General features: G+C 70.3%; 11 protein-coding genes. 6 read left to right on the plus strand and 5 right to left on the minus strand.

The window, feature by feature from the left end:
• Nucleotides 1–146: 146 nt before the first annotated feature.
• Together JN22_RS17480 and JN22_RS17485 are read right to left on the minus strand one after the other, a co-directional pair.
• On the minus strand, nt 147–2,642 hold the full coding sequence (locus JN22_RS17480; protein ID WP_143268347.1) for a penicillin-binding protein 1A: 2,496 nt from the start codon (nt 2,640–2,642) through the stop codon (nt 147–149).
• A gap of 151 nt (nt 2,643–2,793) precedes the next feature.
• On the minus strand, nt 2,794–4,143 hold the full coding sequence (locus JN22_RS17485; RefSeq protein ID WP_223677772.1) for an N-acetylmuramoyl-L-alanine amidase: 1,350 nt from the start codon (nt 4,141–4,143) through the stop codon (nt 2,794–2,796).
• 607 nt (nt 4,144–4,750) lie between these two features.
• Here JN22_RS17485 and JN22_RS17490 point away from each other — a divergent pair.
• From JN22_RS17490 to greB, 3 genes are all read left to right on the plus strand, one after another.
• Nucleotides 4,751–7,804: an Rne/Rng family ribonuclease gene (locus JN22_RS17490; RefSeq protein ID WP_085555175.1), complete on the plus strand. Its 3,054-nt coding sequence runs from the start codon at nt 4,751–4,753 to the stop codon at nt 7,802–7,804.
• A 191-nt stretch (nt 7,805–7,995) separates the two neighbouring features.
• The gene (locus tag JN22_RS17495) at nt 7,996–8,949 is read left to right on the plus strand and encodes a hypothetical protein (RefSeq protein ID WP_085555176.1); all 954 of its coding nucleotides are present in this window, start codon (nt 7,996–7,998) and stop codon (nt 8,947–8,949) included.
• A gap of 146 nt (nt 8,950–9,095) precedes the next feature.
• Nucleotides 9,096–9,647, plus strand: coding sequence for a transcription elongation factor GreB (gene greB, locus JN22_RS17500; protein WP_085557214.1), 552 nt, complete (start codon nt 9,096–9,098; stop codon nt 9,645–9,647).
• A 43-nt stretch (nt 9,648–9,690) separates the two neighbouring features.
• On the opposite strand, the gene JN22_RS17505 is transcribed toward greB, so the two are convergent.
• On the minus strand, nt 9,691–10,569 hold the full coding sequence (locus tag JN22_RS17505) for an N-formylglutamate amidohydrolase (RefSeq protein ID WP_085555177.1): 879 nt from the start codon (nt 10,567–10,569) through the stop codon (nt 9,691–9,693).
• 252 nt (nt 10,570–10,821) lie between these two features.
• Here JN22_RS17505 and JN22_RS17510 point away from each other — a divergent pair, with 252 nt between their 5' ends.
• Nucleotides 10,822–11,775 carry a M14 family metallopeptidase gene (locus tag JN22_RS17510; protein WP_085555178.1) on the plus strand — a complete coding sequence of 318 codons (954 nt, stop codon included), beginning with the start codon at nt 10,822–10,824 and terminating at the stop codon, nt 11,773–11,775.
• Nucleotides 11,776–11,811: 36 nt separating this feature from the next.
• On the opposite strand, the gene JN22_RS17515 is transcribed toward JN22_RS17510, so the two are convergent.
• Nucleotides 11,812–12,342, minus strand: coding sequence for a CreA family protein (locus tag JN22_RS17515; protein WP_085555179.1), 531 nt, complete (start codon nt 12,340–12,342; stop codon nt 11,812–11,814).
• A gap of 122 nt (nt 12,343–12,464) precedes the next feature.
• Here JN22_RS17515 and JN22_RS17520 point away from each other — a divergent pair, with 122 nt between their 5' ends.
• On the plus strand, nt 12,465–13,655 hold the full coding sequence (locus tag JN22_RS17520) for an AI-2E family transporter (RefSeq protein ID WP_085555180.1): 1,191 nt from the start codon (nt 12,465–12,467) through the stop codon (nt 13,653–13,655).
• A gap of 47 nt (nt 13,656–13,702) precedes the next feature.
• Here the strand turns inward: JN22_RS17520 and JN22_RS17525 are convergent, their stop codons facing one another.
• Entirely contained in the window at nt 13,703–14,590 is an 888-nt protein-coding gene (locus tag JN22_RS17525) for an alpha/beta fold hydrolase (RefSeq protein WP_247877513.1), read from the minus strand.
• 219 nt (nt 14,591–14,809) lie between these two features.
• On the opposite strand from JN22_RS17525, the gene JN22_RS17530 reads away from it, so the two are divergent.
• A complete protein-coding gene (locus tag JN22_RS17530) occupies nt 14,810–15,409 on the plus strand; it encodes a septal ring lytic transglycosylase RlpA family protein (RefSeq protein ID WP_085555182.1) in 600 nt (199 codons plus the stop codon).
• The last annotated feature ends 235 nt before the right edge of the window (nt 15,410–15,644 follow it).

A 15,644-nucleotide genomic window follows, 5' to 3' on the forward strand; every position in this document is an offset into this window, starting at 1 on the left:
CCCGGGAGAGGGAGGGGACCCGCCGCGCAGCGGTGGGGAGGGTGAGGGGATATCCGAACATGGATAAAGCCGCACGACCAATAGCCCCTCACCCTTCCCGCTTCGCGGGCCCCTTCCCTCTCCCGGGGCGGGAGAGGGAAACCCTCTCAGTACAGCCCGCCGGTCCCCAGCGTCGCCGCCGCCGGCGGGGTCGCCATGGTCGAGGGGTCGCCCGCCGCCGGGTAGGCGTTCGGGTCGCCGGGCATCCCGAAGCCGCCGTTGGCCGAGCCGTCGAGCACGATCTGCGGCCGGTCCGGGTTCGGCTCGGTGCCCGGCAGGAAGGCCTCCCAGATCGCCCGGCGGTCGCCCGGCTGGGCCAGCTCGCCGGTCGCCGGGTTGACGCGGACCAGACGCAGGCCGGGCGGCACGCGGAACGGCGTCGCCGGCTTGTCCTTCAGCGCCTCGGCCATCACCTCCTTGAAGATCGGCACGGCGGCCGAGCCGCCGGTCTCCCGCGCGCCCAGCGAGCGCGGCTGGTCGAAGCCGATGTAGGTGCCGACCACCAGATCGGGCGAGAAGCCCATGAACCAGGCGTCGTTGCTGTCGTTGGTGGTGCCGGTCTTGCCGGCCAGCGGCTTGCCGAGCGACAGCAGCGTGGTCGCCGTGCCGCGCTGGACCACGCCCTCCAGGATCGAGACGATCTGGTAGGTGGTGCGCGGGTCGTTGATCTGCTCGCGGTTGTCCGGCACGCGCGGCACCGCCAGCCCGTCGCGCCATTCCGGCGCGGCGCAGCTGTCGCAGGCGCGGTCGTCGTGGCGGAAGATGGTCTTGCCGGTGCGGTCCTGGATGCGGTCGATGAAGGTCGGCACCACCTTCTTGCCGCCGTTGGCCAGCATCGCGTAGGCGGTCGCCATGCGCAGCACCGTGGTCTCGCCCGCCCCCAGCGCCATCGGCAGGTAGGGTTGCAGGTTGTCCATGATGCCGAACTTCTCGACCAGCGCCTTCACCTTGTCCATGCCGATCTGCTGGGCCAGCCGCACGGTCATGACGTTGCGCGACTTCTCGATGCCGACGCGCAGCGGGGTCGGACCGTAGAACTCGTGGCTGAAATTCTCCGGCCGCCACACCGGCTGCCCGCCGCCGGGGTCGTAGGCGAAGGGCGCGTCCATCACCAGCGACGAGGGCGTGAAGCCCTGGTTCAGCGCCGTCAGATAGACGAAGGGCTTGAAGGAGGAGCCCGGCTGCCGCATCGCCTGGGTGGCGCGGTTGAAGACGCTGATGTGCGGCGAGAAGCCGCCGACCATCGCCAGCACGCGGCCGGTGTGGGGGTCGAGCGCCACCATGCCGCCCTGCACCGCCGGGATCTGGCGCAGCGCGTAGCTGCCGGCCGGCAGTTCCTTGCCCTTCTCGTCCTTGCCCGTCGCCGGCTCGACCAGCAGCAGGTCGCCCAGCTTGGCGACGTCGGACGGCTTGCGGATGGCGGGCCCGAGGCTCTCGCCCTCCTTCCAGGCGCGCGCCCAGCGCAGCTCCGACAGCGGGATGCGCCCGCGCGCGCCGTCGGCCAGACCGATGTCGAGCGCGTCGGCGAGGTCGTCCTTCAGCACCACCGCCAGCTTCCAGCCGTCGGCGCCGGGCGGGTGCGTGGTGGCGGCGAGCTTCTTGGGCCAGCCGTCGAAATTCTCCATCCGGCCGACCGGGCCGCGCCAGCCGTGGCGGCGGTCGTAGGCGACCAGCCCGTCGCGCAGCGCCTTGGTCGCCGCCGCCTGGATGCGCGGGTCGAGCGAGGAGCGCACCGACAGGCCGCCCTCGTAGAGCGCCTGCTCGCCGTAGAGCTTCACCAGCTCGCGGCGGATCTCCTCGGCGAAATACTCCGAGGTGACCATCTCCTGCTCGTCGCGCTTGCGCACGACCAGCGGCTTGGCCTGGGCGGCGCGGGCCTCCTCCGGCGTGATGTGGCCGTCCTCGGCCATGCGGCCGATCACCCAGTTGCGCCGGGCCAGCGCCGCGTCGCGCTGGCGCTCCGGATGGTAGTTGCTGGGCGCCTTGGGCAGGGCCGCGAGGTAGGCGACCTCCTCGATGTCCAGCTCGTCCAGCGCCTTGTTGAAGTAGTTCAACGATGCCGCCGCCACGCCGTAGGAACGGAAGCCGAGGAAGATCTCGTTGAGGTACAGCTCCATGATGCGGTCCTTGGAGAAGGCCCGCTCGATGCGCACCGCCAGGATCGCTTCCTTGATCTTGCGGGCGAAGGACACCTCGTTGGTCAGCAGCATGTTCTTGGCGACCTGCTGCGTGATCGTGCTGGCGCCGACCGGCCGGCGGTCGCGGCCGAAATTCTCGATGTTCACCAGGATGGCGCGGGCGATGCCGATGGGATCGACGCCCTTGTGCTCGTAGAAATTCTTGTCCTCGGCCGCCATGAAGGCGTTGATGACGCGCTTGGGCATGGCGTCGATCGGCACGAACACCCGGCGTTCCGAGGCGAATTCGGCGAGCAGCCGCCCGTCGCCGGCGTGGACGCGGGTGGTCACCGGCGGCTGGTAGTTGGCCAGCTTGGTGTAGTCGGGCAGATCCTGGTTGTAGTGGTCGAGCATGTAGACCAGACCGCCGGCGCCGGCCAGCGCCACCATCACCAGGGCCATCAGAAGAGACAGAATAAGGCGCATGACCGATCCTGAAAACAGACGACGCCGGGCGCGCCGCCAAAGCGGCCCCCGTCGGATGGGGCGCATCCTACACCGCGAGGGCGGGGCGCGCCGACTGATTAGGACGCATGTCAGAAAATTGTGACGCGCCGAGTGCGTTGCCGCGCCGGCGTCAGTCGCGCGCCATGCCGCCCAGCCACTTGAAATAGGCGTCGATGGTCCGCGCCAGCGAGCGGCCGAGCTTCTCGCGGTGGGTGGCGGTGGTCAGCAGGTTGGCGTCCTGCTTGCTCGACAGATAGCCCATCTCGATCAGCGCCGACGGCACGTCGGGCGCCGTCAGCACGGCGAAGCCGGCCTGCCGGTGCGGCTTGCTGGGGATCAGCTTCACGTCGCGCCCGAGATGGTCCAGCGCGATCTTCGCGAAGCGCTTGGAATGGTTCATGGTGTCGCGCTGCGCCAGATCGATCAGGATGCTGGCGACCAGCGAGTTCTCGCCGGACAGATCCATGCCGGCGATGGCGTCGGCGCGGTTCTCCTTGGCGGCGAGCATCTCGGCCTCGCGGTCCGACGCCTTGTCCGACAGGGTGTAGATCGACAGCCCGCGCATGTCGCCGCTGCCGATGCTGTCGGCGTGCAGCGAGATGAACAGGTCGGCGTTCGCCTCGCGGGCGATGGCGACGCGGTCGCGCAGCCGGATGAACACGTCGCTGTCGCGGGTCAGCCGCACGCGGTAGCGGCCGGTCGCCTCGAGCTGGCGCTTGGCCTCCCTGGCGGCGGCCAGCGTGATGTCCTTCTCGTGCAGACCGCCGACGCCGACCGCGCCGGGATCGGCGCCGCCATGGCCGGGATCGAGCACGACCAGCGGCTTCTCCACCACCGACGGCGCCTTGGGCGCGGCGGGCGGCGGCGAGACGACCGGGGGAGCGGCCGGAACGGCGGCCGGCACGACCTGGGCCGGCGGCACCGTGGGCAGCGGGGCGAAGGGCGCCGCGGTCTTGACCACGCCCTTGGCCCCGCGCTTGGCCTCGGCCGGGGGCGAAGCGGCGGCGAGGCGCTGGAACTCGGCCGGCGTCACCCGCTCGATGTCGAGGACGAGGCGCGGCTGGCGGCCGTCGCGCGCCAGAATCGTGTAGGCTTCCCGCAGCTTGGCCGGGCCGACCGTCTCGAAGGTGAGGCGCAGCGTTCCCGGCGCCGTCACCCCGTAGCGGTAGCGGGCGACCAGCCCCTTGCCCTCCATCGCCACGCCGCCGCCGGGCCACACCAGCTCCGGCAGATCGACCATGATCCGGTAGGGGTTGGCGGCCAGCGTCACCGTGAAGGGCACGGCGTCGCTCACCTCCAGCACGAAGCGCGTCTTGTCCGGGTGCAGACCGAGCCGGGCGTCGACCACCGCCGGCTTGGGCGGCGGGGCCGGCAGCGCCGCCGTGGTCTGCGCCGCGGCACCACCGACGGTCTCCAGCGCCGCCGCGACCAGCAGCGCCGCGACGAACGCGCGCGAACCGGCTCCGCGCCGGGCGGGCATGAACCGTCGGAGAAGGGGCGGTCGCCGCATGGAGTCCACTCGGCAGCGTGAAGGACCAGTCACGCCCAACCTATAGCCCGGCCAAATCAGGCGGTTCAACGCGAAGGTCGGGATGGCGGCCGGAATCCGCGCGGTGGTGCCGTTCCTGCAACACCGCGCGGCGTGACGCCGCCACCGCGCGGCGTGACGCCGCGGCGCGACTCGGCGCATTTCCGCGTTGTGCAAGCGAAAGCGCTTGTCTATGGTATGGTTGCGACAGACCGCAATTCGCCAGTGTCCCGCCGGACCGCCCCCGACTCACCCGTCGAGGCCCCGGACGTGGGGGCTGCGGCGTCGCCCACGTCACGCCTGTCCGGCCATCCGCGCCGGCAAGGATGCCGCCGGGTGGCGCGTTCGGGTTGCCGGTGAGAGGACGAAACCTCGAAGCTGGCTGCGACCGCAAGGCCGCATCCCGGCGCTTGTCGACCGACCCGTCCTGGCTGCTTTGATCAGCGCCGTTCGACGATGCCGGTCCCCGCGCCGCACGCTTCGCCCACAACAGACGATGCGTCCGGGCGACCCTGTCGGTCGCGCGGGTCCGCCCGGATTGCGTCGTTGAGGAACGTGTATGGCCAAGCGCATGCTGGTGGACGCCACGCACCCGGAGGAAACCCGGGTCGCCGTGGTCAATGGCAACCGGCTGGAGGAGCTCGATTTCGAGATCGCCAGCCGCAAGCAACTGAAGGGCAACATCTACCTCGCGAAAGTCACGCGGGTCGAGCCCTCGCTTCAGGCGGCCTTCGTGGAGTATGGCGGGAACCGCCACGGCTTCCTCGCCTTCTCCGAAATCCATCCCGACTATTACCGCATCCCGGTCGCCGACCGCGAGGCGCTTCTGGCCGAAGAGCGCCGCCTGGACGAACAGGCCGAGGCGCGCGCCGAAGCCGCCGCCGACGGCGCCGTGATGGCCGAGCCGGTCCGTCCGGAGCAGGTCGTCGAGGAATGGTCGCCGATGCCCTCCCCCATCGTTCCGGAGGCCGGCGAGAGCGAGGCGCCGGGCGCCGAGGGCAACGGCGAGAGCGACCAGGCGCCGGCCGCCGAGCCGGCCGCCGAGGACGTCCCCGCGCCGGAGAACCCCGACGTCCTGGGCGGCGACGAGGAGGAAGAGGCTGAGGAGGTGCAGCGCCGCCGCACCCGCCCGCTGCGCAGCTACAAGATCCAGGAGGTCGTCAAGCGCCGGCAGGTCATGCTGGTGCAGGTGACCAAGGAGGAGCGCGGCAACAAGGGCGCGGCGCTGACCACCTACCTGTCGCTGCCCGGCCGCTACTGCGTGCTGATGCCCAACACCGGGCGCGGCGGCGGGATCTCCCGCAAGATCACCAACCCGGCCGACCGCAAGCGCCTGAAGGAGATCCTGTCGGATCTCGACATTCCGGACGGCATGGCGGTCATCCTGCGCACCGCCGGGCTGGAGCGCTCCAAGCCCGAGATCAAGCGCGACCTGGAATATCTCCTGCGCCTGTGGGACGACATCCGCGAGCAGACGCTGAAGTCGTCGGCCCCCTGCCTCATCTATGAGGAGGCCAACCTCATCAAGCGCTCGATCCGCGACCTCTACTCGTCCGACATCGACGAGATCTGGGTCGAGGGCGACGCCGGCCTGCGCACCGCGCGCGAGTTCATGGGCATGCTGATGCCCGGCCACACCAAGCGCGTCCAGCAGTACCGCGACGACACCATCCCGCTGTTCCACCGCTACCAGGTGGAGACGCAGATCGACGCGATCCACAGCCCGGTGGTGCAGCTCCGCTCCGGCGGCTACATCGTCATCAACCCGACCGAGGCGCTGGTCTCCATCGACGTCAACTCCGGGAAGTCCACCCGCGAGCGCAACATCGAGGAAACCGCCTACAAGACCAACCTGGAGGCCGCCGACGAGGTGGCGCGCCAGCTGCGTCTGCGCGATCTGGCCGGCCTGATCGTCATCGACTTCATCGACATGGAGGAGCCGCGGAACAACGCCGCCGTCGAGCGCCGCATGAAGGAGGCGATGAAGAACGACCGGGCGCGCATCCAGCTCGGCCGCATCTCCGCCTTCGGCCTGCTGGAGCTGTCGCGCCAGCGTCTGCGCCCGTCGCTGCTGGAGACCAACTTCGAGCGCTGCCCGCACTGCTCGGGCACCGGCGTCATCCGCTCGGTCGAATCGGCGTCGCTGCACATCCTGCGCGCCATCGAGGAGGAGGGCATCCGCAAGCGCTCGGCCGAGATCACCATCTACGTGCCGACGCAGATCGCCCTCTACATCCTCAACCAGAAGCGCGGCGAGCTGGCCAAGATCGAGGAGCGTCACGGCTTCCACGTCATGGTGCAGGCCGACGATTCGCTGATCGCCCCGGACCACCGTCTGGAGCGCAACCGCGCCCGCCTGCCCGACGAGGAAGGCCCGCTGGTCAGCGCCGACCGCGTGATGGCCGAGACCGACCGCGCGCTGGCCGCCGAGCCGGCCGAGGACACGGTCGAGGAGATCGAGTCCGAGGAGACCGCCGAGGGCGAGGAGGACGCCGCCGAGGCCGAGCGCGCCGAGACCAACGGCGAGGCCGGTGGCGAGGACCGCCGTCGCCGTCGCCGTCGCCGTCGCGGCCGTGGCCGTGGCGAGCGCGAGGACGGCCGTGGTGAGGGCGCCGAAGGCGAGGGCGAGGGCCAGGACGAAGGCCAGGATGGGGAGACGGTCGAAATCGCCCTGCCCGTCGCGGCGCTCGACACCGGCGCCACCGCGACCGTCAGCGAGCCGACCGGCGAGGCCGAGGCCGACGACGGCGAGGAGGACGAGGAGGACGGCGGCGAGGAGACCGGCGAGCGCGGTGCCGACGGGCGCAAGAAGCGCCGCCGCGGCAAGCGTGGCGGTCGCCGGCGCACCCGCCGCGATGGCGTCGAAGGCTCCGATGAGGCTGTCGCGGCCGAGTCGGACGCCGAAGCCGCTCCCGTCGCGGAGACGCCGGCCCCGACTCCGGCCGCGCCCGCCGAGGCGATCGACCTCGACTGGATCCTGACGGGCGAAACCCCGGCGGTGGTCGAGGAGACGGCTGCCCAGGAGACGGTCGTGACGGAAGCTCCGGTCGCCGCTCCGGTCGCCGAGGAGGCCAAGCCGGCCCCGAAGAGCCGCCGCAAGGCCGCCGCCAAGACCGCAGCCGCCGTCGAGGCGCCGCCCGCTCCGGCCACCGAGGAGGCCAAGCCGGCCCCGAAGAGCCGCCGCAAGGCCGCCGCCAAGACCGCAGCCGCCGTCGAGGCGCCGCCCGCCCCGGTGGTGACCGAGGAGGCCAAGCCGGCTCCCAAGAGCCGCCGCAAGGCCGCCGCCAAGACCGCAGCCGTCGTCGAGGCGCCGCCCGCCCCGGTGGTGACCGAGGAGGCCAAGCCGGCTCCCAAGAGCCGCCGCAAGGCCGCCGCCAAGACCGCAGCCGCCGTCGAGGCGCCGCCCGCTCCGGTGGTGACCGAGGAGGCCGCTCCGGCCAAGAAGCCGGCGCGCAAGCGCAAGACCGCGGCCGAAGCGCCGGTCGAGGCGCCGCCCGCCCCGGCTCCGGTCGTGGTCGAGGAAACCGCCGCTCCGGCCGCGGAGACTCCGGCCCCCGAAGCCGCCCCGGACGCGTCCACCGAAAAGCCCCGCCGGGGTTGGTGGCGCCGCTAAGCGCACCGGGCAGTTCGAGACAGGGAAAGGCGCCGAAAGGCGCCTTTTTCTGTTTCGGAGCGCCACCACAAGCGCAGCGTCCCGCTCGTCCGCAACGGGCAGACCCTTGGCAATCGAAGAATTAATAAAAAATTAACATCATCAACCCGAGGCTGTATCCAAAAGTGGAGCTCACTCGGAGGAACGACACCATGGGGATTTCGGCTTCGGCGGGCTACACGCCGCAACTGAACAGCGCCGCGCTGGCTTCGGCTCAGAAACCGGCATCCGCCGCCCCGGCGAAGGCCGCTCCCTCCCCGCAGGCCGCGTCCTCCGTGGAGGTGTCCGTCGTCGTCAGCCTGTCCGTCCAGGCCCAGGCGATGATGAGCAGCCGGGAGCCGGCCGCAGCCTCCTCGTCCCCCTACGCCCGCTATTTCCCCACGCGCGACGGCAAGCCCGCCACCGCGCTCGCCCGCGCCGTGTCCGATCCGGGCGCCGAATCCCTTTCCGCCGGCAAGAGCCTCGCCGATGTCGCCAAGAGCGCGCGGGCCAGCATGGACGCCCAGTACGACGCGATGGAGAAGGAAGGCAAACCGTTCGACTACAACAGTTTCGAGGGCAAGGACTGGTATTCCCTGATGGGGGATCTCGACCGCCGCGCGCTCCACGCGGTCAGCAGCAACGCCGACGGCCTGTTCAGCAAACAGGAGCAGGACATGGCCCAATCCATCATGTCCCAGCAGCAGGGTTTGGCGATGGGGCTCTACAACGGCCCGATCAGTCAGGAGGGAAGTTTCGTCGACCCCCACGGGGGCGACAACGCCGCGCGCATGAAGGCCGGCGTCGCCTTCCTCGACAAGGTCAGCGCCGACGAGAAGACGTCGGTCCCCTGGGCGGTGAATCGCGCGTCGGCCCAGACCTCCTACGAATGGATCATGTCGGACCGGGACGAGCCCACGGAGAATCTGGACAGCGACGTCCCCCTGGCCAAGCTTCTGAAGAGCGCCATGGCCACGATGAAGGGCGATTCCGAGCGCGGCATCTCCTCGGGCCGCATCGAAACCATCGAGGACATAAAGCAGCAGGCCTGGTTCAAGGGCTTCGAGGATCGGCTCGGACCGGCCATTCAGGCGACGCGGAAGCAACTGCTGCCCGACGCCGCCTGATCGGGCCTTGCCGGGCCAGGCCGGTTGCGAATCGGCGCGGAACCGGTAAAAGTCGATCCGTGCAAACCGGATGGGGCGCCTCCTGGCGCCCTTTTCCTTTTGGGCGCGTTGTTCCTGCGACCCCGCCCGATCCCACAGGTTCCATGATGAGCAAAGCCTTCACCCGCGAGAACGACTCGCCCGACGACGACGAACTCGACGATCCCGAGCCCTTGCCGAGAGGGCTGAAGAACTACATGACCCCGCCGGGCTTCCAGAAGATGCAGGAGGAGCTGCGCCACCTCCTGCGCGTCGAGCGCCCGAAGGTGGTCGAGGTGGTGTCCTGGGCCGCCGGCAACGGCGACCGCTCGGAGAACGGCGATTACCTCTACGGCAAGAAACGCCTGCGCGAGATCGACCGCCGCATCCGCTTCCTGAACAAGCGGCTGGAATCGGCGACGGTGGTCAACCCGCAGGACCAGAAGAACCGCGAGCAGGTCTTCTTCGGCGCGACCGTCACCTACGAACGCGGCGACGGCACGGAGAACACCATCACCATCGTCGGCGTCGACGAGGTCGATTCCGACCGCGGGCATGTCAGCTGGATTTCACCCATCGCCCGCGCCCTGCTGAAGGCGCGCGAGGGCGATCTGGTGGAGGTGCGCACCCCCGCCGGGCTGGAGCGCATCGAGGTGGTGGAGATCCGCTACGCCGGATGACGGCGCTGGCCGTTCCGACAGCCGTCCCGCCGGCGGGCTGCGGTCACTCGGCCGCCCGCTGGAGGGGGCCGAGGCCGGTGTGATGGGCGGCGTGGTCGGCGATGCGGCGGACCAGCGCGCCGATCTCGCCCTTCAGCCGGTCGAAGCCGTCGTGACGCTCCAGCGTCTCCTCGTTCATGTAGAGGCGCCGGTTGATCTCGAGCTGGACCGAATGGCGCCCGCGCGCCGGATCGCCGTAGCGGCCGATCAGCTCGACGCCCTTGTAGGGATCGTTGATCGCCACCCGGTAGCCGAAACCGCGCAGGCTCTCCGCCAGCATCCGCACGAACCCCGGCTCGCTGGTGGTGCCGTCGCGGTCGCCGATGACGAAATCCGCCGCCAGCGGATCGCTCGCGTTCGGCCCCAGGGTCGAGGGCATGGAATGGCAGTTGACGTGCCAGACCGACCCGAACCGCTCGGCCAGCCCGTCCAGCACGCTGCGCATCTGGTGATGGTAGGGGCGGTAGTAGCGGTCGATCCGCTCCGCCACCACGGACACCGGCAGCTTGCCGTCGTAGAGCGGCTGGCCGGGGCGCAGCATGCTGCGGATCAGCCCCATGCCCATGGCGCTGCGGCCGGTCGGGCGCAGCGGCGTCGGCCAGACGCCGTCGATCTGGCCGGGGTCGATGTCGTCCGCCGCCCGGTTCACGTCGATGCAGGTGCGCGGGAACAGCGCGCAGAGCAGCGTCGCCCCATGCTCGGGAGCGGCGGCGAACAGCTCCTCGACGTGGGTGTCCTCGGCCTGGCGCAGGACCGGCAGCGGGCAGACGAAGTGGAAATCCCGTGGGTAGACGCTGCCGCTGTGCGGCGAATCGAACAGGACCGGCAAGCGCGGCCCGACCGGATCGTTGCGGACGAGCACGTCCTCGATCACGAAACTCATCGGCGGCTCCCGTCCGGCCTGTGGCATCGTGCCGCAACGCGGCCCGCCGATCCTATAACCGATGCGTCAAGCGGCCGTCGACCGGAAAAGCGTCACGGGACCGCAACGCAACCTCCACATCCCGGCTCCGCAATGGGGCTGTGGAAAGGGGCTCCGCAAGGGCGCCCTCGAAGGGCGGGCTTCGGCACTGGCGCGGCGGCGATTGGTTCGTCATACTGACGGGGAACGGCCCACCGCTGTTGAGCCCGCCGCTTGACCGACCCCCTCTTCGCCCCCGTCGAACTCACCCCGCCGGACATCGCCCCCTACCGGCGCGGCAACACCGGCATCGACCACGTCACCAGCCTGACGGCGGACGAACCGGGGCCGCACGTCGTGCTGAACGCGCTGGTCCACGGCAACGAAATCTCCGGCGCCATCGCGCTCGACGCGCTGTTCCGCATGGGCGTGCGCCCGCGCCGGGGGCGGCTCAGCCTGGTCTTCGCCAACACCGCCGCCTACCGGCTGTTCGACCGGCAGAATCCCTACGCCTCGCGCTTCATCGACGAGGATTTCAACCGCATCTGGTCGCCGGAGCTTCTCGACGGCCGGCGCGACAGCGTCGAGCTGCGCCGCGCCCGGCAATTGCGGCCGGTCTACGAATCGGCCGACCTGCTGCTCGACCTGCATTCGATGACCGCCGACACCGCGCCGCTGACCCTGTGCGGGCAGACCGGCCGGGGCCGCGACCTGGCGCTCGGCCTGCGCTACCCGGCCTGGATCGTCGCCGACGGCGGGCACGCCGGCGGGCGCCGGCTGATCGATTACGGCGCCTTCGCCGAGACGGAGGGCTGCCGCACCGCCATCCTGGTCGAATGCGGCCAGCACTGGCGGGCGGAGACGGCGGCGGTGGCGCTGGAAAGCTGCCTGCGCCTGCTGCTGGGGTTGGAGATACTGGATCCGGACCTCGCCGGGCCACGTCTGAAGACGCGCACCGATCCCCAGCGCATCGTCGCCGTGACCGACGCGGTCACCGCCGACAGCGAGCATTTCCGCTTCACCGCCCCCTTCGTCGGCATGGAGGTGATCGGGCGCGCCGGCACCACCATCGGCTGGGACGGCGACCGTTCGATCCGCACCCCCTACGACGATTGCGTGCTGATCATGCCGGCCCGCCGGGTGAAGGCCGGGCAGACCGCCGTCCGGCTCGGCCGCATCGTCGGCTGAGTCCGGAACGGCCCGGGGAACGGCCCGGTCCGGCGGCTATTTCGCCGCCGGCTTGCCCTTGGCCCACTGGGCGTTGGCGCTGAACAGCGGCACGGTCGAGATCGACATCTTGGCCGAGGCGTCCTTCACCTGACGGCTGTACACGATGTAGACCAGCGTGTCGTTCAAACGGTCGTAGATGCGCCGGATGGCGATCGACTTGAAGATCAGGCTCTTCCGTTCGGAGAAGACCTCCTCCCCCTTCGCCGACAGCTCGATGTCGCCGACGGAGACCGGCCCGGTCTGGCGGCAGGCGATCGAGGCGTTCGACGGGTCCTCGAACCAGTTTCCCTTGGTCAGACGGTCGATCATGCTGCGGTCGAAATCGACCAGATGGCAGGTCACGCCCTTGACCTTCGGATCCTCGACGGCCTGGACCTCCAGCCCGTTGCCGGTCCAGTCGTTGGAAAAGCGGCCGACCACGGCGTCGGCGGCGGCCGGGCGGGCGGCGACCAGCGCCGGCACCAGCGCAAGGGCGAGAACCAAAAGGCCGCGACGAACGTTCATCGGGGGAAACGGGCTGCGCATCGCGACGGGGTCTCCGGCAAGGACGGGCCGGGACCGCAGGGCGCCGTCCCGGAAAGCACTCCCCTAGATCGGAGGACCGCGCCCCGCCGTCAAGCGCCGTCCCCCGGAGTCCCGGCCCCGCGATGAACGACCGCACCCCCGCCACCTCCCGCCTGTCCACCATCCCCGGCGGCGCGCCCGCAGGCTCCCCCGGCGCGTCCGACAACCTGCCCCCGGCCCCCGGCACGCCGGAGCCGGCGGCCGATCCGGTGCCGCCGCCGAAGACGCCGCGCGATCCGGCCGCCATCGCGCTCGTCGGGCTGTTCGTGATCGCCCTGCTCTTCACGCTGTATTTCGGGCGCGACGTGCTGTTGCCGATCATGCTGGCGCTGATCCTCAGCTTCCTGCTGCGGCCGCTGGTCCGCGCGCTCTACCGCATCGGCATCCCCGAGGGGCTGGGGGCGGCGGTGATGGTGCTGCTGGTCTTCGGCGGCGGGGCTCTGGCGGTCTACACCCTGTCGGGGCCGGCGGCGGACTGGATCAACCGCATGCCGCGCGTCCTGCACGAGCTGGAGTTCAAGCTGGGCGACGTCCGCGCCGGCATCGAGCGCGCCCGCGAGGCCTCGCGCCAGATCGAGCAGATCACCAGCAGCTCCGCCGACCCCAACGGCCCCGTCCGCGAGGTGGTGGTGCGCGGCCCGACCCTGATGGAGCAGGCGGCCAACCAGGTGGAGGGCTTCATCGCCAACGTCGTCATCCTGCTGGTGCTGCTGTATTTCTTCCTGGCGCGCGGGCGCAACAGCCTGGAGGCGCTGATCGGCACCATGCGCAGCGTCGACGACCGCGTCCATTACGCGATGGTGGCGGCGACGCTGCAACAGAACATCGCCGTCTATCTGCTGACCATCACCGTCATCAACGCCATGCTGGGGGTGGCGACCGGTGTCGTGATGTGGATGTGGGGCCTGCCCAACCCGGCGCTGTGGGGGGTCCTGGTGGCGGTGGCGAACTACATCCCCTTCATCGGGCCGGCGGTGATGACCGGGGTGCTGTTCCTGGTGTCGGTGCTGACCTTCGACGGCCTCGGCACCATCATCCTGCCGCCGCTGTCCTTCGTGGCGATCACGACGATCGAGGGGAATTTTCTGACGCCGATGATCGTCGGCCGCCGGCTGTCGCTGAACCCCATCGCGGTGTTCGTGTCGATCCTGTTCTGGGGCTGGCTGTGGGGGATCCCCGGCGCGCTGCTGGCGGTGCCGATCCTCGCCATCCTGAAGATCCTGTTCGACGCGCACGAGCCGATGAAGCCCGTCGGCGCCCTGCTGGGGGAGTGAGCCCGGAGCGCCGCGGAAGCGCCGCCCGGCCGCCGGCCGCCGGCCGCCTATCCGGCGACGGGGGCGGCTTCCTTCGCAAGAACCCTGTCGAGGAAGCCGTCGATGTCCGCCCACACCCGGTCGCGGATGGCGTCGCGCTCCATCAGCAGCTCGTGCCCGGCCTCCGGATGCTCGACCAGCGTCGCGTTGCCGAGGCGGTTCGCCACCTCCCGCTGGGCGTCGGCACGGACGATGCGGTCGCCGGGCGCGCAGAGCAGCAGCACCGGCGTGCGCACGCGCTCCAGCGGCAGCGTCCGCCGCACCGCCGCCGACGCGCGCAGCGCCGCCGCCACCCAGCCGAAACTGACGCCGCCGACCCGCAGTTCCGGCCGCGCCGCGTAGGGGCCGTGGAAGGCCGCGTAGCGCGCCGGATCGGAGGTGATGGGGTTGTCCGGCCGGAACACCCCTTCGGCCGGGTCGTAGTCGTGCTGCCCGAAGGCGTAGCGTTCCCCCCAGCCCAGCGCGAGGCCGAGCGCCGCCAGCCCGGCGACCAGCGGGCGCGGCAGCCAGCCGGTGTTGATGGCGTGCATCGGCGCCGACAGGATGGCGGCGGCGTAGCGTTGCGGATCGCCTTCCCTTTCCCCGCCTTCCAGCCCCCCGGCCGCGTGCCGGGCCAGCGCCAGCGTCGCCACCAGCCCGCCCATCGAATGGGCCATCAGCAGCACCGGACCGCTGCCGGCCAGCGGCCGCACCACCGCCTCGTGCACGGCGTCGAGGTCGTCGGCCAGCGTGGCGAAATCGCGAAGATGGTGGATTTGCCGGTTGGCGAGCGGCCGGTCCGACAGTCCCTGGTTGCGCCAGTCGAAGGTGACGACCTGAAAGCCCCGCGCCACCAGCGCCTCGGCGGTTTCCGTGTATTTCTCAATGAATTCCGCGCGCCCGGAAAGCAAAAGCACGGTTCCCCGCAAGGTCCCAAACGAAGACCAGCGCGCGGTCCGCAAACGTACCCCGTCCCGCAAACTCAACCATTCATAAGTCGGGTCAGACACTGCACGCTCCACCCTCGATTCCCTGCCAGGGGATTGAAACAGGCGGTTTCCGTTTCGTCCACCACGAAGATTTTCGGGAACTCTTTTCCCGTTTCCTCGTTGGGAGCGACCGTTGGAGGTGAAAGAATGATCGCATTACGCACAGCCGCCCTGGCTCTCGGAACCGCCCTGCTCCTGGGAAGCGTCCTGCTCCTGGGAACCGGCCTGTCCGCGCCCGCGCTGGCCAAGGACAAGGTCCCGCCGGTCAGCGTCGAACGCACCGACGAGGGGGAACCCGTCCTGGTCCATGAGGGGGAGGCGTCCTTCTACGGCGGCAAGTTCCATGGCCGCAAGACCGCCAGCGGCGAGACCATGAACCAGAACAAGCCGACCGCCGCCTCGCGCGCCCTGCCGCTCGGCACCAAGGCGACGGTGACCAACCAGGACAACGGCAAGAGCGTCGACGTCATCGTCAACGACCGTGGTCCCTACATCGACGGCCGCGTCATCGACCTGTCGAAGAGCGCCGCCCGCAAGCTCGACATGATCGAGGACGGCACCGCCCCCGTCCGGGTCGAGGTCAAGCCGTCCGAACAGCCGACCGACACCGCCAAGGAGAAGGTCGAGGCGCGGGCCGAGCAGGCCGAGAAGGCGGAAGCCGGAAGCTCGGGCAAGGATGCCGCCAAGCCGACGCAGGCGGGCGGAAGCGGCAGCGACACGCTGTCGCAATCCGGCTCCGGCAAGTAATCGCCGGCTTGTCCGAAAGTTATCACCCGAGTCGTGGGAAATCGCGGCGGCGCAGCGACGATTATGATGCGCCGCCGAACAAACGGTCACAACGCCGACCATTTGTTGCAAGAAACCGTTCATTGGCGACCACGACCCCATGGGAAACGGATTGTCGGCCCCCACCGCGGCGCCTCCGCCGCCGCCTGCCGCAGGTTCCACGCTAAGCCACTGGACAATATGATGTTCTTCGGAC

The sequence above is a fragment of the Azospirillum agricola genome (assembly GCF_020005195.1).
GTDB classification, from domain to species: Bacteria; Pseudomonadota; Alphaproteobacteria; order Azospirillales; family Azospirillaceae; genus Azospirillum; species Azospirillum agricola.

Bases quoted from the DNA above. Each gene is read 5' to 3' on its own strand.
- JN22_RS17490 (WP_085555175.1), top strand. From the start codon at position 4,751: ATGGCCAAGCGCATGCTGGTGGACGCCACGCACCCGGAGGAAACCCGG.
- JN22_RS17485 (WP_223677772.1), bottom strand. From the start codon at position 4,143: ATGCCCGCCCGGCGCGGAGCCGGTTCGCGCGCGTTCGTCGCGGCGCTG.
- JN22_RS17530 (WP_085555182.1), top strand. From the start codon at position 14,810: ATGATCGCATTACGCACAGCCGCCCTGGCTCTCGGAACCGCCCTGCTC.
- JN22_RS17520 (WP_085555180.1), top strand. From the start codon at position 12,465: ATGAACGACCGCACCCCCGCCACCTCCCGCCTGTCCACCATCCCCGGC.
- JN22_RS17505 (WP_085555177.1), bottom strand. From the start codon at position 10,569: ATGAGTTTCGTGATCGAGGACGTGCTCGTCCGCAACGATCCGGTCGGG.
- JN22_RS17515 (WP_085555179.1), bottom strand. From the start codon at position 12,342: ATGCGCAGCCCGTTTCCCCCGATGAACGTTCGTCGCGGCCTTTTGGTT.
- greB (WP_085557214.1), top strand. From the start codon at position 9,096: ATGAGCAAAGCCTTCACCCGCGAGAACGACTCGCCCGACGACGACGAA.
- JN22_RS17480 (WP_143268347.1), bottom strand. From the start codon at position 2,642: ATGCGCCTTATTCTGTCTCTTCTGATGGCCCTGGTGATGGTGGCGCTG.
- JN22_RS17495 (WP_085555176.1), top strand. From the start codon at position 7,996: ATGGGGATTTCGGCTTCGGCGGGCTACACGCCGCAACTGAACAGCGCC.